This window comes from Alphaproteobacteria bacterium, assembly GCA_016699305.1.
Classification (GTDB): Bacteria; Pseudomonadota; Alphaproteobacteria.
In genome coordinates this window covers 675,519-695,150 of record CP064970.1, presented here as the reverse complement: position 1 = coordinate 695,150, position 19,632 = coordinate 675,519, and the positions used below count along the sequence as shown (strand labels likewise).

Here is a 19,632-nt window from a genome sequence, read left to right as displayed (position 1 = left end):
TGGCACTGGCCGGGACGGATAACCGCCCCGGCCAGTGCGCCATGATACTCTTTTCGTTTTAACCAGCAATGCTGTCCAAGGCTTTCTGGAAACGACCAGCATGGGACTTCTCGGCCCGCGCCAGGATCTCGAACCATTCGGCGATTTCCTCGAAGCCCTCATCACGCGCGGTGCGTGCCATGCCTGGATACATGTCGGTGTATTCATGCGTTTCGCCTGCGATGGAGGCCTTGAGGTTGGCGTTTGTGTCGCCAATCGGCTCGCCCGTGGCTGGGTCGCCTACCTCTTCCAGGTATTTCAGATGGCCATGCGCGTGGCCGGTTTCGCCCTCGGCGGTCGAACGGAACACGGCGGCCACATCGTTATAGCCTTCCACATCGGCCTTTTGAGCGAAATACAGGTAACGACGGTTCGCCTGGCTTTCGCCGGAGAAGGCGTCTTTCAGATTCTGTTCGGTTTTGCTGCCTTTTAAGCTGCTCATGACGTGTCTCCCCAGGAGTGTGAGTGATGAAAGGGTTTCACCGTGATGGACCGATCGGTTGCCTAGCCCCACAACGGTGAAGATCATAGTTGCCAGGCTCGGATGCATGGGAACTCGATACCTACATATTTAGAACAATTCTAAATATATGCAAGCTTTCCGCGCCCCGCATCTTAACAAGGTTTTGAGTATAGGGCTCGATGTGCGAGACCAAGGCGACCAATTGCCGCAGTTCACCGTGACGGGCATGTCGGGGGATAGTCGGAGATAGATTTATGGGCGAGGCAACTCTTCGGTAGAGGCCAGATGGATAACCAACTCGATATGATGAATGTGGTGGCCTTCCGGTAAGGCGGGCATACCTTCAATGCGAAGGCTGTCTGGATCAATGTCGCAAACCTTGCCCGAACTATCAAAGATGAAATGGTGGTGTGGCGATGTGTTGGTATCAAACCAACAAACGTCCGAATCCAAATGCACTTCACGCAATATGCCGTGCCGTGTGAATTGATTCAACGTGTTGTAGACGGTTGCAAGGGATACATTTATGCGCTGTTTCACAGCCTCACCGTGCAGAATCTCGGCCGTCACATGTCGGTCACGGTCGGCAAACAAGAGGCTTGCCAACGCCACGCGCTGGCGCGTGGGGCGTATGCCCATGCCGCGCAATTTCTCAGTGATGCGTTGAATGGGTGGACTCTGCTTCATCCCGACCAGTCTAAGCCGAAATAGTTCACTGGCAAGTTATTCCATGCGAGGCGAGATGGTCGTGGCATTATGTCGCGGCCGCCCTTGCTCACGAAGCATGTAAACGACTGTCGCGGCGACGCTGGCATGCGGGGGGGATGTGCATGGACTCCCTGTATTTAGCGACGGTGCGCCGGGCGATATCCACGCCTTCTTCGCGTAGGCGCAGGCATAAGCCTTCGTCGGAAAGGATATGGGTCGTTGTTTCGGTATTAATGAGTTCGCGAATGCGATGGCGTACCGAGGTCACCGAATGGTCGGCTTGGCCATCCGAGGCGCTCAGGGCGTTCGAGAAAAACGATTTCAGCGCAAAGGTGCCGCGCGGCGTGGACATGAATTTATTGGCGACCACGCGACTGACTGTGGATTCATGCACTTCGACCACTTTGGCGATGTCGCGCAGCATCATGGGGCGCAGGCAATGCACGCCATGCACAAAGAACGCCTCTTGCTGACGGACGATTTCGGAAGCCACGTTCAACAAAGTGGTGGCGCGTTGGTGCAGGGCGCGCACCAGCCAATTGGCGGCCTGGAAGCGTTCGGTCATATAGGATCGCGCTTCGCCTTGCCGGGTCTGTGCGCGTACCGTTGCGAAATATTGCTCATTGACCAGAACACGAGGCAGGGTTTCCGGATTCAGCTCAACGCGCCAGGCTCGGCCTTCATTGGCGGGAGCTGGTCGCATCAGCACATCGGGCTGTATGACATCGGCCGTCGGCGCGTTGAAGACCAAAGCTGGCTTGGGGTCCAGCAGACGCAATTCGGCGACCATGGCCGAGATTTGCGCGGCATCGACGCCGCAGGCGCGTGACAGTTTGTCCATTTCGCGCCGCGCCAAAAGATCCAGATGATCCAAAAGCTTTTGCATGGGCAAGCTGAAGCGGCCTTGATCCTTCAGCTGCAAACTCAGGCATTCCTTCAGCGAACGGGCGAAGATGCCGGGCGGGTCGAAGCCTTGCACTCTTTCTAGGACGGCTTCGATCTTCTCGATCGGACAGCCCAGGCTTTGGGCCAGGCTGGGAAGGTCGGCGGTCAGATAACCGGACTCGTCCAGATTCTCCATCAGGCTTAACGCCACCAGACGTTCGGGGCCGGCGGGGATATCCACTTCGATCTGCGCCCATAGATGCTCGCGCAGGTTTTCGGGTCTGCCAGGCAATTGATCCAGTAAGGAATGGCCATCGGAACCCGAGGATTGGCGATTACTGCGGTCGCGTGCTTGCACGGTCAGGGCTGGCGCTTGGGGAGCTTCGTCTGCGCCGGCATCACCCAACGAGTCAGGGTCTGGCGCGGCGGTTTCCAGAAAAGGATTTTGCGCCATCTCGGTCTGAAGCCAAGACGACAATTCGACATTCGACATTTGCAGCAGACTGATGGCCTGTTGCAATTGCGGTGTCAAAACCAGGGAGGCTCCCTGGCGCAGTTCCAGACGTGGTTCGATCGCCATATAGCGACGCTACCAAGCGAACCTTTCGCCTAAGTAAACGCGCCTAACATCCTGATTTCCAACAATTTGTTCGGGCTTTCCTTCCATCAGGACGCGCCCATCGTGCAAAATATAGGCCCGATCCACGATATCCAGCGTCTCGCGCACATTGTGGTCGGTGATGAGAACGCCAAGGCCCCGGTCGCGCAAATGGCGGATCAGGTCGCGCAGATCGCCAAGGGCGATCGGGTCGATTCCGGCCAAGGGTTCATCGAGCAACAGGAAATGCGGACGCGTGGCCAAGGCGCGGGCGATTTCCACCCGCCGCCTTTCTCCGCCCGACAGAGCCAAAGCAGGGGCGCGGCGCAGATGCTCCAGTGAAAATTCAGCCAATAGGTCGTCAAGCATGGCCTCGCGCACGTCGCGGCGGCGTTCCACGGTTTCTAGGACGGCGCGGATGTTGTTCTCGACCGAAAGCCCACGAAAGACGGAGGCTTCCTGTGGCAGATAGCCCAAGCCCAGCCGAGCGCGCCGATACATGGGCAGGGCGGTCACATCATGCCCGTCCATGGTGATCGTGCCGTAATCGGCGGGGATAAGACCGGTCAGCATGTAAAAGCATGTCGTTTTGCCGGCGCCGTTGGGCCCCAGCAGGCCGACGATCTCGCCGCGATCCAGACGCACACTGACATCTTGCAGCACAGGCCGCTTACGATAGGTCTTGCCCAGATGCTCGGCGCGTAATCCTTGAGCGCCTTTGGGAGATTCGGAAGTCGTCATCATAGAACCTTAGCCATATGCTCGCAGACCGTCATACAACAATTGAGGCTGCAAGAGAAACCATATGCACAGGCACCATCCACCGCTTTGTCATGGCCGTGGGGCGTCTTTAGGGCGCTTTTGGCCGGGTATGGGGGCCAGAAGGCCGTCGATCCCCGCCGAAGCGTCCGTTTTGCTGCCCGATGATGGGCCGCCCGGGACCAGGAAGGCGCGTACGCGCTCGCCACTCTTACTGACCAGGCGACTGACACCGGTGGCCATATTCATTTCCACCACGTCCCCGATCAGAACCGTGGTGCCGCGTACAACTCGGACATGTCCGAACAGCTGAGTGAGATTGCGCACGGGGTCAAAGCTGGCGCGATCGCATTGTGCCATGCCCTGAGGCATAGAGATATGCACATGCCCCCGCGCATCCACCTGCTGAACATCCATCGCACCATTGCCCGTGGCGGGTTTTGCCGAGGAGTCGCGCATTTGGGCGACAAGCTCATCGGCCTTGATATGCGTGCCGTCGGCGCGGATCATCTCGGCATTGCCGCGCGCCACGGCCAAACGCGTATTCTGCCAGTATTCCAAGGCATCGCGTGCCGTGACGGTCATATCATCGGATGTCATCTGCAGGCCTTCGCCGGTCAAGACGCCCATGCCGGTTTCGGCGTCAAAGCTGCCCTCGCTGCCGGTCGCCTTGTAACGTCCGCTTTCGACCGCCACATGGCCGGTTCCCGTGAGCAGCACGATACGATCCTGCTTTTGCCCCGCTTTGTTTTTCATCGATGCGGTCAGCAGATCGGCGGTCACCGCCACATCGCCTTGCACCGCCCGCGCGCGGCCCTTGGCCACATACATGCCTTCTTCGCGCCGCCATTCCAGGGATTCGTCGGCGGTTACTTCGATCGGTTTGTCGCTTCCCGTGCCCGGTAAGGACGATGCGCCAGCTGGCTGCGCATCGGCGGCCTTCGGGGCAGCAGGAGCCGCTTGGGCCAAGGACGCTGCGCCTGGCGTCCATGCCAGGGCCACCCATAGCAGACCGCAGGCCAAATCTTTTCGTGAAGTCATCATCATGTTCCGCACCGTCATGCGCCTATCCTGTCTATCGAGCTTCGCCGCGCAATACGGCGCGGGCGGGACCTTTGAAGATGACTATCGCGCCGCTGTTTTGCATCAGCAAGCCGCCTTGAGCATGAACCTCGCCCGTGGGACCGAAAAGGTCAACGGGGCTTTGGCTGGACGCTTCGGCCTTGGTCAGGTCCACGCGGATATCTTGTCCCGTCAGGCGATAGCCCGCATCGTGGAAAATCTCGAAGCCTTCATTCAAGCTGACCATGTTGCCGGTACGCTCATAGCGGCCATTCTTGGCGCGCAGCGACAGCCAACCGCCATCAATGGCGATATCGCCTTCGGGACGATTTAGCTGGATAGCCTCGGCATCGGCCTTGGGCTGCAAGGCGGCGTCGGCCGAGATGTAGTAGTCGCGGTTCTTTTCGTCCACCCCGCTATAACGGGGACGCACCATTTGGCCTTGTTGCACCGTCACGCCGCTGGGCATGGGCGGAGGCGGTTCATCCGCCGGCCATAGAAACAGGGCGATCATCAACCCTGCCGCCGCCGCCGCCAGAAGAATCTTGGCCATTCCCACAAAGCGGCTATAGCCAAGGCTGTGTCGGCCCAGTTCGCGCGGACCGACATCAAGATCCAGGTCGTCCTGGTCCTGTTCGGGGGAGGCCGAGCCGTTGGCTCGTGCCCGCAGGTCAGACGATTCCGGCGCGAAGACAGTCATGCAGATGCAGCACGCCCACGGGGCGATCCTCTTCGACCACGAATAAGTTGGTCACGCGCCAGTCATTCATGCGCCCCACAGCCTCGGCCGCCAGCAGGGACGGCAAGACGCTGCGCGGATGGGGGGTCATTACCTCGCCCACATGGCGCGTCAGTAAGGAGTCGTTCATGTGGCGACGTAAATCGCCATCGGTGATGATGCCGATCAGCTTGCCATCGGCATCCACCACGCCCACGCAGCCAAAGCCCTTGGCGCTCATGGTCAACAGGGCTTCGCTCATCGGGGTTTCGGGGGTGGCCAGCGGGATGCTGGGTTCGCCATGCATCAGGTCGCGCACGGTCATCAACCGCTTGCCCAAGGCTCCGCCGGGATGGAATTTGCGAAAATCGGTGGCGGTGAAGTGTCGCTTTTCGATCAAGGCGATGGCCAAGGCGTCGCCCAGAGCCAAAGTCATGGTGGTCGAAGTGGTGGGGGCCAGGCCCAAGGGGCATGCCTCGGCCACGGGCGGCAGCAACAAAAGCACGTCGGCGGCCCGCGCCAGCATGGACTCCCGCCGGGCGGTGATCGCCACCAAAGGAATGGAAAAACGGCGGCAATAGGTCACAAAGTCTGTAAGCTCGACCGTCTCGCCGGAATTGGACAACGCCAGAACCACGTCGTCCCGCGTCACCATGCCCAGATCGCCGTGGCTGGCCTCGCCCGGATGCACGAAATAGGAAGGTGTGCCGGTCGAAGCCAGAGTCGCGGCGATCTTATTGCCGATATGCCCGTTCTTGCCCATGCCGGTGACCACGACGCGCCCTTTGGCCGCGCCCAATATTGCCACCGCTTGCACGAAGTTTTCATCCAAGCTTTCGGCCAAAGCCTTCAGCGCCAGAGCTTCCTGCTCCAAAGCCCGCACACCCGCCGCGAGGCCTTCATCTTCCGTTTCCAAGACGTTCACGGCTGTCATAACCCCGATCATGTTTTGCGCGCCTACCCAAAAGTGAGTCACCGGCAAGGACTCTAGGCGCAGCCGAGCAGAAAGGGAAGGGAGCGAAGAAGATATAGAAACCCTGCTTCTGTATATGTCAGAAGGCAGAAGCCAACATGAACCGTATCTTCAATAGGCTGGTGGCATCCATGCCCCGTGAAACGGAAAAGTCAAAAGACGGTCCGGAAGGATAACGAGGAAGCTGGCAGAGGCGACGAACACCCTATCTGGCAATCAAGACGCGGAAATAGAAATAGCCTCCGCCTGGTACTGTGCCATCCTGCCACTGAGTGGTAGCAGACATACACCCCTGTACCATTCCATTATTATCTGGGTTTCCCCAAGTCGTATCTATTGGCAAACCACCAATAGATCCGTAATTGCCTGAGTAACTACCTGAAAAGAAAGTGAAGTATAGTTTATAACTACCGTGTTTTGGTGGTGTTGTTGCGTCGATATTTTTGAATCCAACAAGGCCATTAATCTGTAAACAAATATCTTTTGAAACCCATGGCAAAATCATTGTTAGGTCCGAGCTTGTTGCTGAATCAATGTAATAACACGGATTAGTTGCGCCATTAGTGCCGTATCCACCAGTACCTGTATTAGCAACACAAATCGTTGTAAAAAGGTTATTTCCAAAAGGGGACTTGATAGACGAATTTGAGGCATCGAAATTTGCCTGATTTAATGCTCCTGCCGGAGGCGTCACCCAATTCATCCCGCCGCCATTCACATCAAAGACATGACAGGATTTATCGGATGGGGCATTTGGATTTTCATAGCCACTGACAAAAGGGTTTTCAAAGCTGACCTGCGTATCGGTGCAACCCTTTCCCAATACCCTATCCACGCCCATCTTAACGCTAGCTGCATATTCAAGAATGGCTGTGGCATATGCCTTGGCGCTGATTGCCGAAGTATCGCTATTAAATCCACCCGACCCCGCGGCAATGGCAGAGGCGATGACAGCCAGAATCGCCACCACGAACAGGATCGGCCCAATGGCTATGCCTGATTCAGGGCCATGCTCAGATACCCAGCGTGGGGGGGGGCGGTTTCAGCGCACACACTTTTTATCTCTGTAACAGTTGTGCAGTATCCTTAAGCACCGACTCTATCTCTCGGGGATTGTGTTGTCCATTCTTTGCGTCTCCCCGCTGAAATCATGGGGTGGTAAGTTTTTCCATGACCAGTTTGCGGTTTTTCTTGTCCCCAAGGCCAGAAAGCCATAAACGTAAAGCGTTCACGACTATCCCAAGGATTCCTTCATGCTGTCCGCTCTTGCGCGAAAGTTGTTTGGCTCGTCGAACCAACGAGTCGTGCGTTCGCTTGCTTCCCATCTGGCCCGGATCAACGCGCTCGAGGCTGAATTCGCGGCTTTGAGCGACGATGCCTTGCGTCAGCAGACGGTGAAGTTCCGTCAGCGCCTGACCGATGGCGAGCTTTTGGACGATCTGTTGCCCGAGGCCTTCGCCACCGTGCGCGAGGCGGCCAAGCGTACATTGGGCCAACGTCCGTTCGACGTGCAGCTGATGGGCGGCATGGTGCTGCATCAAGGCCGGATCGCCGAGATGCGCACCGGTGAAGGCAAAACTCTGGTCGCCACGTTGCCCGTCTATCTGAACGCCCTGACGGGCAAGGGCGTGCATGTGGTCACGGTCAATGACTATCTGGCCCGGCGCGATAGCGCCTGGATGGGGCAGATTTACCGGTTTCTGGGCCTGTCTGTGGGCTGCATCTTGCACGAGCTGTCGGACGAGGAACGCCGCGACGCCTATGCTTGCGATATTACCTATGGCACCAATAACGAATTCGGTTTCGATTATCTGCGCGACAATATGAAATTCGCGCTATCCGACATGGTGCAGCGTCCTTTCAACTTCGCCATCGTGGACGAGGTGGACTCGATCTTGATCGACGAGGCGCGCACGCCGTTGATCATCTCTGGCCCGTCCGACGATTCGTCCGAACTCTATGTTCGAATCGACGCCCTGATCCCGCGCTTGGAAGATGGCGATTACGACAAGGACGAAAAGCAAAAATCCGTCAGCCTGACGGAAAGCGGCAATGAGCGGCTAGAGACGATACTGGCCGAAGAAGGCCTGTTGCAGCCGGGAGGTATGTATGCCGCCGTCAATGTGCAGGTGGTGCATCATGTGAATCAGGCTCTGCGGGCGCACAAGCTGTTCACGCGCGACGTGGATTATATCGTCAAGCAGGACAAGGTGATCATCATCGATGAGTTCACGGGCCGCATGATGGAAGGCCGCCGCTATGCGGAAGGTCTGCATCAGGCGCTGGAGGCCAAGGAAAAAGTGACCATCCAGCCGGAAAACCAGACTCTGGCATCCATCACTTTCCAAAACTATTTCCGCCTCTATCCCAAGCTTGCCGGCATGACCGGCACCGCCATGACCGAGGCCGCCGAGTTCTCGGAAATCTATCATCTGGAAGTCGTGGACATTCCCACCAATGTCCAGGTGTTACGTTTGGATATGGATGACGAGGTGTATCGCAGTGCCGAGGAAAAGCACGAGGCGATCATCAAGCAGGTCATCGAATGCCGCGAGCGGCAACAGCCGGTGCTGGTTGGCACCGTGTCGATCGAAAAATCGGAATTGCTGGCCGATATGCTGAAAAAGCGCAAGATTCCGCACAATGTGCTGAATGCCCGCTATCACGAGCATGAAGCCTATATCATCGCCCAGGCCGGGCGCGTGGGCGCGGTAACCATCGCCACCAACATGGCCGGTCGCGGCACCGATATTCAGCTGGGCGGCAATGCCGATATGCGCATTCTGCAAGAGCTTGCGGATATCGAGGAAGGTCCCGAACGTCAGCGACGCATTCAAGAAATACGCCGCGAGGTCGAACAGGCCCGCGAGGTGGTGCGCGCCGCCGGCGGTCTATTCGTCATCGGCACGGAACGCCATGAATCGCGCCGCATCGACAATCAGCTGCGTGGTCGTTCGGGCCGTCAGGGCGATCCGGGCGCGTCGCGCTTTTATCTGTCGATGCAAGACGATCTGATGCGCATCTTCGGCTCGGAGCGGATGAGCGACATGCTGGGCCGTCTGGGCCTGCAGGCGGGCGAGGCCATCATCCATCCATGGATCACCAAAGCATTACAGCGCGCCCAGGAAAAGGTGGAGGCGCGCAACTTTGATATCCGCAAGAATCTGCTGAAATACGACAATGTCGTGAACGATCAGCGCAAAGTGATCTACGAACAACGCCGCGAGATCATGGAAGCCAACGATATCTCGGAGATCATCCGCGATATGCGTCACGACATTCTGGAAGCCGCCGTGAATAAGGCGATCCCCTCGCATTCCTATGCCGAGCAATGGGATGTGGCCGGTCTGACCGAGAAAGTGCATGGCGATCTGGGCCTGGATGCGCCGATCAAGGATTGGTGCGCCAAGGATGGCATGACGGGCGCAGAAATTCTGGAACGCCTTGATCGCGCCGCCGACGAAAAGATGGCGGTCAAGGCCGCAGGTCTTGGCGAGGAATCCATGCGTCTGGCGGAGAAGGCGTTCTTGCTGAACATCCTCGATCAGGTGTGGAAAGAGCATCTGTTGGCGCTGGATCATATGCGCATGGGCATTCATCTGCGCGGCTATGCCCAGCGCGATCCCTTTAACGAGTATGGGCGCGAGGCGTTCGAGCTGTTCAACGACATGCTTGATCGTCTGCGCTGGGACGTGACGCGCCTGCTGCTGACGCGCGAGTTCCGCATGCCCTCGCCCGAGGAGATGTTGGCCCGCATGCACGCGCAGATGCGTTTCGAGCATCCCGATCCCGGCAGCGTGGGTGCCTTTGGCGGCGCCCTCGGTGCGCCGCCCGTCGCCTTTGATCCCAAAGACCCCAGCACCTGGACCGGCGTTTCGCGCAACGCGCCATGCCCGTGCGGGTCGGGCAAGCGTTACAAGTCCTGCCATGGGAAGGTAGACTGAACGAAAAAAAAGGGCGGCAGAACCAGTCTGTCGCCCTTTTTATGGCCACCTCTGCCTTCAGCGGCGTTTTTACGCCGCCGACTTCAACGCCTTTCTAGAAAAGCCGGACTTATCGCAGGCGATATCTGCCATACGATCAATGTCGTAATAGCGGCAGGCTTCCATCATCATGCGGGCTTCGAACCACATATCGCCATCGACCATCGGCATGAACAGGTCGTGGATGTTGTCTGCGCCCAGATAAACCGGCACGCCCGCCGCCAGCAGTTTGGGCACCGGGGCGATGGAATTGTGCAAAGGGGCCATTTTGTCGTGCATCTTCATGCTCAGCGCCGCCGATGGACATACTGTCACGCCCATGCCCGCGTCTTTCATCAGGGCGATCACGCGGTCTTGCTCGTGAGCGGGCTTAGCGCCCAGGGAAATCGCATGAATGGCCGTGACCTTGCCTTCAAGGCCGTGTTCAATGGCCTTAAGGGCCAGCAACTCCGTCTCGTCCTCGTCCGGGTTGTTTTCCTGATCCACATGCATCTCGACAGGTTTGCCCAGATCCTTGGCCAGGCTCATCATGAAATCCACATGCTTTTCAGGGGTCGGACGGTCGCGTGAGGGAAGGCCGCCGATGATATCCGCCTTCTCGCACGCCGCGATCACATAGGACCGCGACTCGCTGTCCAACACGCCTTGCAAAGGCTGTACGCCAATTTCCAGCGTGATGCGTCCTTTGTATTTCTCACGCACTTCCAGCGCCGCTTCCATAGGAAGCATCTTGGCGATGGCCCCCGCATCGACATGAGTACGGCAATAGGTGACGCCTTGGGCGATCATGGCCTCTACGCCGCGCGATATGCGCTCGACAAGGTCTTCATGCGTGTAGTTTTCCTGTAGATAGCGGTAAAGCTCCCACTTCTTTTGCATATCGACCAAGGATAGGCGCAGATTGTCTAAGGAAATCAGATAGGCCTTGTCGAAATGCGCATGGTAACAGGCCATGCCTCCGCGTTCGCTGACCAAGTCCAGAAAATGCCGCCGCATATCCCAAGGCCGCGCTTGATCGGCGATCTTATAGCGGAAGCTTTGCCGTTCATGCTTGCGCATGATGTCGGCGATGGCCTCGATGGCCACATCGGCATCGGTGATCAGGGGAATGCCGTTTTCGATGCATAATGTGCGGATCAGGCGGCAATCCGAGGATTCGTCATAGTCGTTGTCGCCCGTCAGGATATTGATGACCATGTCAAAGCGATCCTGGCTGAGGAAGGAACGGATATTGGGCTCCTTGCGCTCGGCGATTTTGAAAAGCTCATGATTGGGCACGCCATGGCTGGTCAGAAAGGTGCTGGTGCCGGGGGTGGCGAATAAATTGACCTTGAGCTCAGACAGGCTCCGTATCGCGTTCAGCAGACGCTCTTTGTTGCTTTCGCGTCCCGCGCTGACCAGGATGTTGCGGCGAGATTTTGTGCCGACCAGCTTCAGATTGAATGCCAACATGGCAATCGCATCATTGTGTTCAAGATCAAATGTCATGACGTTCCCCCTTTATGCGCAAGGACGCATTCGTGATATCACAAACGTGACGATCCGTTCGTTTCCGTCCCTGCGTTTATAGATATCATCCAGGAAAGTCAAAAACTTACAGCTTTTTCAGCTTATATGTCTATGAGGCTTCCTTGGCGGCGCTTTGCTTGCTGTAGGTCATCAGAGGCTTGGCCTTGCCCTCGACGGCTTCGCCATTGATGCTGACACGCTCCACGCCCTTCATCCCGGGCAATTCAAACATCATGTCCAGCAGCAAGGTTTCCATGATCGAGCGCAGTCCGCGCGCGCCGGTCTTGCGTTGGATGGCTTTGCTAGAGATCGAACGCAAAGCATCATCGGTGAAGGTCAGCCCCACATCTTCCATTTCGAATAGACGGGCATATTGCTTGACCAGGGCGTTCTTGGGCTTGGTCAGGATGTCCACCAGGGCGGATTCGTCCAGATCGTGCAAGGTGGCCACCACGGGCAGACGGCCGACGAATTCGGGGATAAGGCCGAATTTCAGCAAATCTTCGGGCTCCACTTCGCGCAGTACCTCGCCGGTGCGGCGATCTTCGGGGGAGCGCACATCGGCACCAAAGCCGATCGAAGTGCCCCGTCCGCGCGCCGAGATGATCTTTTCAAGGCCGGCAAAGGCACCGCCGCAGATGAACAGGATATTGGTGGTGTCCACCTGCAGGAATTCTTGCTGCGGATGCTTGCGTCCGCCCTGAGGCGGAACCGAGGCCACCGTGCCTTCCATGATCTTAAGCAAGGCCTGCTGCACACCTTCGCCCGACACGTCGCGGGTGATGGACGGGTTGTCGGATTTGCGGCTGATCTTGTCCACTTCGTCGATATAGACGATGCCGCGCTGAGCGCGTTCGACATTGTAATCGGCGGCCTGCAGAAGCTTGAGGATGATGTTTTCCACATCCTCGCCCACATAGCCCGCCTCGGTCAGCGTGGTGGCATCGGCCATGGTGAAAGGCACGTCGATGATGCGGGCCAGGGTTTGGGCCAACAAAGTCTTGCCGCAGCCGGTGGGGCCAACCAGCAGAATATTGGATTTGGCCAATTCCACATCGCCGCTTTTCGCGCCATTGGCCAAGCGTTTGTAGTGATTGTGGACGGCGACAGACAGAACCTTCTTGGCATGGCCCTGGCCGATCACATAATCATCCAGAACCGCAAAGATGTCCTTGGGGCTGGGCACGCCATCGCGGGACTTCACAAGGGTGGCCTTGTTCTCTTCCCGGATGATATCCATGCACAATTCGACGCATTCATCGCAGATGAACACCGTCGGTCCTGCAATCAGCTTGCGGACCTCGTGTTGGCTCTTTCCGCAGAAGGAGCAATACAGGGTGTTCTTGCTGCTGCCGCTGTCGCTGTTCCGGCTCATGGATCTTCTGGCCTCCGAAGGTCGCTTGTCTAACTTACTACACTACCCTCTAGGAAGAGGGCATTAAAAAAAGGCTAAAATGGGACTGACTTTTTTATGGATGATGGACATTGAGAGGCGAAAAAACGATCTAACATACTCATATCAAGTACGCTTTTATAAAACTAGAGCAAGGGGATAAGATTTTTTTCATATGCATTGTGGCTGAAGTGAAGCTCTAAGGCTAAAAAGGCGACACTGTTGCCGATGACCGATTCCCACGGGCTCGCGCTGTGCGCGTTGTGCGGCATAGTGACCGTTGAGTTAAGCCCGGATTACGCAGGCTCTCTGGGTTTCGAGGGAGTCGCTCTCACAGTCTTTGCCAGCTTGTCCAGCACGCCATTGACTAAGGCCGGCTCGCTTCCGGAAAAGAAGGCGCGGGCGATTTCGATATAATCATTGATGATGACGCCAGCCGGGGTCTCGGTCTCGGCAAGCAGTTCATATCCCCCCGCTTGCAAGATAGCCAGCAAGGCGGCTTCGATCCGTTCGGGCGGCCAAGCCGGGTCCAAGGCACCGCGCAGCAAAGAGTCGATATCCGCTTGTTGACGACTCACACCCCCCAGAATGCGGGCCAGTAGAGCGGGGTCCGGAGTAACGGGTTCGGATGCGGATTCGTCTTCGCTCAGGCGGCGCTTGCCCCAATGCGCGATGGCGGCGGCGGGACTTTCGGCGCCCTGCGGCATCGCGCCCGAGATGATTTCTTGATACAGAAGTTGCGTGGCGGCTAGTCGTGCGGCGGTGCGGGCGGCAAAAGGTGATCGGTCGGAGGAGGCCATGCCCTGTCTTTATACTCCTGTCGCGCCGGACAGCAAGCGGCGCTTGAGGTCGATCATGCCAAGGCAGGCCCGCGCGGCCATGCCGCCTCGGTTTTCACCGGTCACCGCCGCGCGTTCGCGCGCTTGGTCCATGTTCTCTACCGTCAAGATGCCATTGCCCACGGGCAGCAGATGCGCCAGGGCTAAAGACTGAAGGCCAGCGGCGCTTTGCTCGCACACAATCTCATAATGGCTGGTCTTGCCGCGAATAACGCAGCCCAACGCCACGCAGCCTTCGAAGGGACGTAGCGTGTTGCTTTCTAAGGCTAAGGACAACGCGCAGGGGATTTCCAAGCAGCCCGGTACGCTGATGCGTTCGTAACTGCCGCCGACTTTTTCAATCTCATGGATCGCGGCGGCCATGATTTCATCGGCGATATCCGCGTAGAATCGGGCTTCCAGCAACAGGATATGGGGGCCCGTGCCCGGGGCGAAATGGGGCACCGCTTCGTCGCGGCGTCCTTCGTGCAGCATCATGATTGAACGGCTCCTTTGACGAGCGAAGACGATATGTGTTTCTACAGGGTGCGATCTGTCATCAGACGCGCCAACATACGCGCCAGGCGATCCACTTCCATATTGGCGCGCCCGCCCACATCCAACTGGTGTAGCGTGGTGTGATCGCGTGTATAGGGGATCACCGTGATCCAGAAATAAGGGCCCTGGACCTTATTCACAGTCAAGGACACGCCGTCGATAGACACGGAGCCTTTGGACGAGATGAAGCGCGAATACATGGGCGTGGTTTCAAAGAACAGCCGGGTTTCCTCGTTCTGGTCCCAGCGTTCGACCACTTTGACCGTGGCGTCCACATGACCATAGACCAAATGCCCGCCCAATTCGTCGCCGATCTTCATGGGACGTTCCAAATTGACGCGGAAGCCCGATCGCCATTCGCCCAACGTGGTGCAGGTTAAGGTTTCCGAGGAGGCCTGCACCATCATGGTGCCGTCTTTGACCTCGGCCGCCGTCATGCATACACCGTTGCAGGCCACCGAGGCCCCGGCGGGAAGATCCTTCCACGGAACGCGCATCACGATGCGCTTGCCGCCTGCATTAGGCTCGGTCGAGACGACCTCGCCGATGTCAGAGATGATGCCAGTAAACATAGCTTACGATTTGTCAACCATTATGGGTTACGTCAAGAAGTGACTCTGCCGGTTTCGCGCCGGTAATTCAAGATCAACAAAAAGAACATCTTGATACGGGCTCGGTATGAAATGGCACGGTGTTTGCAGGTCATAAATTCGGGTCGTTAATGATCCAGTTTTGGGCCGGAGACAAAAGGGGGGACGCCACCATGACCAGAGTTGAGACCACAATGGAGATACCCGCGAGCGGCCAAGGCCGGATGGCGGGCGATAAAGTACAAGCTTTGAACAGCAGCATATTGGCGCAAGCCTGGCCGCAAGGCGCGGGACAAAACCGTGTGGCGGATCTGGGCGACGCCTTGGCATTGATCGCGGCGCAGCAACGGCGCATCACGTATCTGGAAAGCCTGGCGCTGACCGACGAGCTGACCGGCGTGTTCAATCGCCGGGGCTTGACCCGGGCTTTGCAGCGCGAATTGGCGGCGGCGATGCGCGACCAATGCGGCGGCGGCGTGCTGATCTTGTATGATCTGGATGGCTTCAAGCGCATCAATGACCGCTATGGCCACCAGGCCGGGGATGCCTATTTGCAGGCTTTCGCATCGGTTCTGCTGGCCGAGGTGCGTCCATCGGATATCGTGGCCCGACTGGGCGGAGACGAATTCGCCGTCATCCTCACCCGCACCCCAGCCCGCATCGGTCAGGCCCGTGCCAAGCTGCTGACGGAATCCTTGAACAGCAAAAGCATGTCCTGGCGCCGCTCCTGTCTACCCTTGCGCGCCAGCTTTGGCACCACCAGTTACCGCAAGGGCGATCTGGTCGATGCCGTTCTGGCCTCGGCCGATCTGAAGCTTTACAGCAACAAGCAAAAACGCAAAGGCGGGTGAGGGGTTCTTGGAGGTGGCTTATCATCCGCAAACGCCCATCGGGCAATCTGCGCCGCACTATGATTCCAGCGGTTTGCTCCCCTCCATTCCCGATAATCGGACCAGCCGGGCATAGAGGCCGCCTTCGGCCAGGAGGGTGTCGTGCGTTCCTTGAGCAAGGATGCGGCCTTGGTCCAGCACCACGATGCGGTCGGCGGCGCGGACGGTGGACAGGCGATGCGCGATGATCAAGGTGGTGCGGTCCTTCATCAGATGCGCCATGGCGTCTTGAACCAGGGATTCGCTTTCGGCGTCTAGGGCCGAGGTCGCCTCGTCCAGCAACAGAACCGCCGGATTGCGCAACATGGCGCGGGCGATGGCCAGGCGTTGGCGTTCGCCCACGGATAGGGCCACGCCCGATCCCGCAGAACTCAATGAAAGCGGCGTGTGCGGGCCTTGCGGCAAACGGTTCAGAAAGTCCAGCGCATGGGCCGCCTTGGCCGCCGCCAAAACCTCTTCTTCGCTGGCATCGGGGCGGCCATAGGCGATGGCGTCATAAGCCGTGCGGGCATTGGGCAGGACAGGCTCTTGCGTCACCACGGCCATGCATCCGCGCAAGGCGGCGGGGTCCAGTCGGCGCAGATCGGTTCCATCCAGGCGGATTTGGCCATGCGTGGGGTCGTCAAAGCGCAACAGCAAATGAAACAACGTGCTTTTGCCCGCGCCGCTTGGCCCGACCAAAGCCACACGCTCACCCGGACGAACGGACAGGGTGACGCCGTGCAGGACATCGGTTTCGGGCCGGTCGGGATAGGCATAGCGCAGATCGTCCAGTTCCAAGGCTCCCAGGACAGGGACGGGTAGGGGGGCGGCCTCGTCCGCAGAGGGCGGCGTGATGCGCGAACGTAAGGCCAGCAATGCGCCCAGGCGGTCCATACTGGCGCGGACTCTTTGTCCTTCCCCGGCCAGATCGGCCAGACCGCCCACGGCACCGGCCACCAGAACGGCAAAGAACAAAAAGGCGGTCAGCGCGCCGGGGCTGATTTCTCCTGCCAGCACCCGGTGTCCTCCCACCCCGAGGATGATGCTCGTTGTGCCCATGGTCAGGCCCAGCGCGGCGGCGGCCAGCACGGCGCGGATATGTCCTCGCTGCAAGGCGGCGATCATGGCGATATCGTCGCGGGCCGAAAAATCATCCGCCGCTGCCGCTTCGCCCCCGAAGGCCTGAACGGTGGACAAGGTGGATAGATAACCGGCGGCGGCGGTGTCGGCCTCGGCCTGACGGTCTTGGCTGGCGCGCGCGCCGCGCCTGACTTTACGCGCCAGAAAGCCCACAGGCACCACCACCACCGGCACCATGGCCACGGTCATTAAGGCCAGAAAGGCATTGGCATGCAGCAACATCGCCATGCCGCCCACCAGCAGCACCAGATTCCGCACGGCTTGGGGCAGGCTGACGGCGACCACCGATTGGATCACGGCGGTGTCGGTGGAGATGCGCGCCATCAGACCCGCGCTGCCGCCTTCGTGGGCCAGGCTGTGAGGGTCCAGATTCAATAAATGCCCGATCACCAGGCGGCGCAGATGCGCCGTCAGGCTTTCGGCCAAATGATGCGCCAGCACCACGCGCAGATACACCGCTATCGCCATCGCGCCGGCCACGGCGCCCAGGGCCATCAAGGCCCGATCCAACGCCGCTGGATCGCGCGCCGTCAGTCCTTCGTCAATCGCCGTGCGTAAGGTCGAGCCAAAGGCCAAAACGCTTCCCGCCGCGACTAAACTAACCACCACCAAAGCCGCCAAACGCCAGCCTTGACCGCGCAACAGCCTTGCATAAAGACCTGAGGATTCGGGGGGCATGATGTCTCCGTGGTGCGAAATCCGCGCGATGATGTCTTGGGTTTTAGCACATATCTCGTTTTTAGGCGGCCACCGGCCCGATAGGCCAGGATTCGGCCAGACGCCGCCTTGCGGGCGGCAAAGCGCGACCGCCCAAGACATGATGCGCCAGCAAGGCTCCGCTAAGGGCCAAGGCGGCGGCGATGTCTTGGGTATTCGGGGGCAGCGTGTCGCCCCGCAAAAAAGCGGGGATAGCCACCAGACTTTGGGGATGCTTCGTGTCAATCTGCGACAGGCGAACGGCCCGGCCGGTTTCGATATCCACGAAAGCGGGGGAGTCGTTGCGCAGAGCCGATGCGCCGTCCCCACCTTCGATCTCCACGCCATAGCCAAGGGCTTCCAGCACATGCCATTCCCAATGACCATAGGCGCGCATCAGGTCTGCGGCGGGCAGGGTCAGGCGATCCATCATCTCGACCAAGCCGTCATGCACGCGCGGCAAAGGCATCGAGTCGGGCAGGCTGCTATGGCATAAGGCGCAAGCGGCGCTCAGGACTCCCAAGGCCGTCGCGCTGGAAAAACTGCGTCCCGCATGGCTGCAGACCAGTTCGGCGTGAATCTGCCCCAGCTGCGTGGAGGTGCGCGCGCGCCAAGATAGGTGGATGCGATTGCCCGGCATCAACACCCCGCGCAGCTTTTTCCCGCGTCCACCGCGCGCATACCCCGCGCAGCGTCCATGCGCGCGGGTCAGCACGCTGACGATCAATCCATTCTCACCATGGGGCCGCGCATCCAGCACCACCCCATCATCTTGCCATTCCATGCCCTAGGCCTTTGCCGGTTGGATCGTTCCCTGTTCATACTGTGGAAACGCCTGGGGGGCTATCTCTTAGGCGCGGTTCACAAAGGCCTATGAAGCGGCCCGCTGTGATTGAGATGAAGGATTCTGCGATTCAGCGCCAGCGTAAATGACGGGTGATGGATGCTCGCATGCGCGTGACCAAGTTGAGAGGGTGGTTTTCATATGAATAGGGCATGACCTGTTGTGCGCCTTTCTCTCCTCGTGAGTCACTCCCGCGAAGGCGGGAGTCCATCTCCTGACCTGGCCGATGGTGCGGGATTCCAGAAAAGATTCTGCGATTCAGCCCCTTTCAGGCCATCCACGGCCCGTTAAAACGGAAAAATCAAAAGATGGTTCGGCAGGACAACGAGGAGGCCAGTAGCGATAGACGCGACAAACAACCCGCCGCTATCTGACAATCAAGACGTGGGGAAAAGAAAGTGCCCCAATTCAATCTATAACGCAGTGAAATCGATATACTTTGTCGCAAGTTTCTAATCCGTCGCCACCACCAGGACCTGCTACTGCACCGGAATGACCACTGTTATTGGATGCAAAGCCCTGACACCCGCCATTACGATGGTAGGTGTGGTCGTTCATACCAGAGTCATCAAAAACCCAACCACTAACAGACATACTTGAAGCAAACCAAAGCACTTCATCTGCTCTCATTACGCGACTTCCCGGAAATGCCGCATTGCATTTTGCGTTAATCCCAGTTAACGCGCCCGCGTTCCCGTTGTAGGTTGTCGGCGTTGCTCCAGCATAAGACGAAGGTTTCCCCCCCCCCCCCCGCCAACTGAATCCAACCCGTTCCATTGCAGCCCTCAAACTTGCCGCCGGTATAGCGGATATATCCGGCTTTTGTAGAATCGCATGTGGCGGATGTCGAACCCATCAGGACGGCATTGGATACCCAGACCCCGCCGGTACAAGTGAGAAAGCCATCGCTGTTGGCGTTCGCGCCTTCTTGGGTACACGCCGCCCCCGGTGTGGCCCATGCTGCGGCAAAGCTAGGCAGGCCAAGACTGACACCGACCAGCAGCGTCGCAAGAGCAATCATGGC

At 58.5% G+C, this 19,632-nt stretch carries 19 protein-coding genes; 2 read left to right on the top strand and 17 right to left on the bottom strand.

The genetic code is table 11. The features are described from left to right. Positions 1-58: 58 nt before the first annotated feature. The 8 genes from IPI58_03230 to IPI58_03195 form a co-directional block, all read right to left on the bottom strand. The gene (locus IPI58_03230) at positions 59-481 is read right to left on the bottom strand and encodes a rubrerythrin (GenBank protein QQR69680.1); all 423 of its coding nucleotides are present in this window, start codon (positions 479-481) and stop codon (positions 59-61) included. Between the two features lie 273 nt (positions 482-754). Next, positions 755-1,189: a transcriptional repressor gene (locus IPI58_03225; GenBank protein QQR69679.1), complete on the bottom strand. Its 435-nt coding sequence runs from the start codon at positions 1,187-1,189 to the stop codon at positions 755-757. Between the two features lie 88 nt (positions 1,190-1,277). Further along, a complete protein-coding gene (gene rpoN, locus IPI58_03220) occupies positions 1,278-2,675 on the bottom strand; it encodes an RNA polymerase factor sigma-54 (protein ID QQR69678.1) in 1,398 nt (465 codons plus the stop codon). A gap of 9 nt (positions 2,676-2,684) precedes the next feature. Next, positions 2,685-3,437 carry an LPS export ABC transporter ATP-binding protein gene (gene lptB, locus IPI58_03215; GenBank protein ID QQR69677.1) on the bottom strand — a complete coding sequence of 251 codons (753 nt, stop codon included), beginning with the start codon at positions 3,435-3,437 and terminating at the stop codon, positions 2,685-2,687. Between the two features lie 87 nt (positions 3,438-3,524). Beyond that, the gene (locus IPI58_03210; protein ID QQR69676.1) at positions 3,525-4,514 is read right to left on the bottom strand and encodes a hypothetical protein; all 990 of its coding nucleotides are present in this window, start codon (positions 4,512-4,514) and stop codon (positions 3,525-3,527) included. Positions 4,515-4,527: 13 nt separating this feature from the next. Next, positions 4,528-5,214 (bottom strand): LPS export ABC transporter periplasmic protein LptC, encoded by a 687-nt coding sequence (lptC, locus tag IPI58_03205; GenBank protein ID QQR69675.1) that lies wholly within the window; start codon positions 5,212-5,214, stop codon positions 4,528-4,530. Then, positions 5,186-6,166 (bottom strand): KpsF/GutQ family sugar-phosphate isomerase, encoded by a 981-nt coding sequence (locus tag IPI58_03200; GenBank protein QQR70026.1) that lies wholly within the window; start codon positions 6,164-6,166, stop codon positions 5,186-5,188. The genes lptC and IPI58_03200 overlap by 29 nt, the downstream gene beginning before the upstream one ends. Before the next feature lie 244 nt (positions 6,167-6,410). Then, positions 6,411-7,172 carry a hypothetical protein gene (locus tag IPI58_03195; GenBank protein ID QQR69674.1) on the bottom strand — a complete coding sequence of 254 codons (762 nt, stop codon included), beginning with the start codon at positions 7,170-7,172 and terminating at the stop codon, positions 6,411-6,413. 286 nt (positions 7,173-7,458) lie between these two features. On the opposite strand from IPI58_03195, the gene secA reads away from it, so the two are divergent. After that, positions 7,459-10,149: a preprotein translocase subunit SecA gene (gene secA / locus IPI58_03190; protein ID QQR69673.1), complete on the top strand. Its 2,691-nt coding sequence runs from the start codon at positions 7,459-7,461 to the stop codon at positions 10,147-10,149. Between the two features lie 69 nt (positions 10,150-10,218). Here secA and IPI58_03185 read toward each other — a convergent pair whose 3' ends face one another. The 5 genes from IPI58_03185 to IPI58_03165 form a co-directional block, all read right to left on the bottom strand. Then, positions 10,219-11,676: an amidohydrolase family protein gene (locus IPI58_03185; protein ID QQR69672.1), complete on the bottom strand. Its 1,458-nt coding sequence runs from the start codon at positions 11,674-11,676 to the stop codon at positions 10,219-10,221. 130 nt (positions 11,677-11,806) lie between these two features. Then, positions 11,807-13,072 carry an ATP-dependent Clp protease ATP-binding subunit ClpX gene (clpX, locus tag IPI58_03180; GenBank protein ID QQR69671.1) on the bottom strand — a complete coding sequence of 422 codons (1,266 nt, stop codon included), beginning with the start codon at positions 13,070-13,072 and terminating at the stop codon, positions 11,807-11,809. Positions 13,073-13,386: 314 nt separating this feature from the next. Next, the gene (gene nusB, locus IPI58_03175; GenBank protein QQR69670.1) at positions 13,387-13,890 is read right to left on the bottom strand and encodes a transcription antitermination factor NusB; all 504 of its coding nucleotides are present in this window, start codon (positions 13,888-13,890) and stop codon (positions 13,387-13,389) included. A gap of 9 nt (positions 13,891-13,899) precedes the next feature. After that, positions 13,900-14,403: a 6,7-dimethyl-8-ribityllumazine synthase gene (ribH, locus tag IPI58_03170; GenBank protein ID QQR70025.1), complete on the bottom strand. Its 504-nt coding sequence runs from the start codon at positions 14,401-14,403 to the stop codon at positions 13,900-13,902. A gap of 44 nt (positions 14,404-14,447) precedes the next feature. Continuing rightward, positions 14,448-15,038, bottom strand: coding sequence for a riboflavin synthase (locus IPI58_03165; GenBank protein ID QQR69669.1), 591 nt, complete (start codon positions 15,036-15,038; stop codon positions 14,448-14,450). A 242-nt stretch (positions 15,039-15,280) separates the two neighbouring features. Here IPI58_03165 and IPI58_03160 point away from each other — a divergent pair, with 242 nt between their 5' ends. Further along, positions 15,281-15,907: a GGDEF domain-containing protein gene (locus IPI58_03160; GenBank protein QQR70024.1), complete on the top strand. Its 627-nt coding sequence runs from the start codon at positions 15,281-15,283 to the stop codon at positions 15,905-15,907. 57 nt (positions 15,908-15,964) lie between these two features. Here the strand turns inward: IPI58_03160 and IPI58_03155 are convergent, their stop codons facing one another. The 4 genes from IPI58_03155 to IPI58_03140 form a co-directional block, all read right to left on the bottom strand. Next, complete coding sequence (locus IPI58_03155; protein ID QQR69668.1) at positions 15,965-17,887, bottom strand: ATP-binding cassette domain-containing protein; 1,923 nt, start codon at positions 17,885-17,887, stop codon at positions 15,965-15,967. Further along, a complete protein-coding gene (recO, locus tag IPI58_03150) occupies positions 17,808-18,548 on the bottom strand; it encodes a DNA repair protein RecO (protein ID QQR69667.1) in 741 nt (246 codons plus the stop codon). The genes IPI58_03155 and recO overlap by 80 nt, the downstream gene beginning before the upstream one ends. Positions 18,549-19,016: 468 nt before the next feature. Continuing rightward, on the bottom strand, positions 19,017-19,238 hold the full coding sequence (locus IPI58_03145; protein QQR69666.1) for a hypothetical protein: 222 nt from the start codon (positions 19,236-19,238) through the stop codon (positions 19,017-19,019). 37 nt (positions 19,239-19,275) lie between these two features. Continuing rightward, the gene (locus IPI58_03140; protein ID QQR69665.1) at positions 19,276-19,629 is read right to left on the bottom strand and encodes a hypothetical protein; all 354 of its coding nucleotides are present in this window, start codon (positions 19,627-19,629) and stop codon (positions 19,276-19,278) included. Positions 19,630-19,632: the final 3 nt, after the last annotated feature.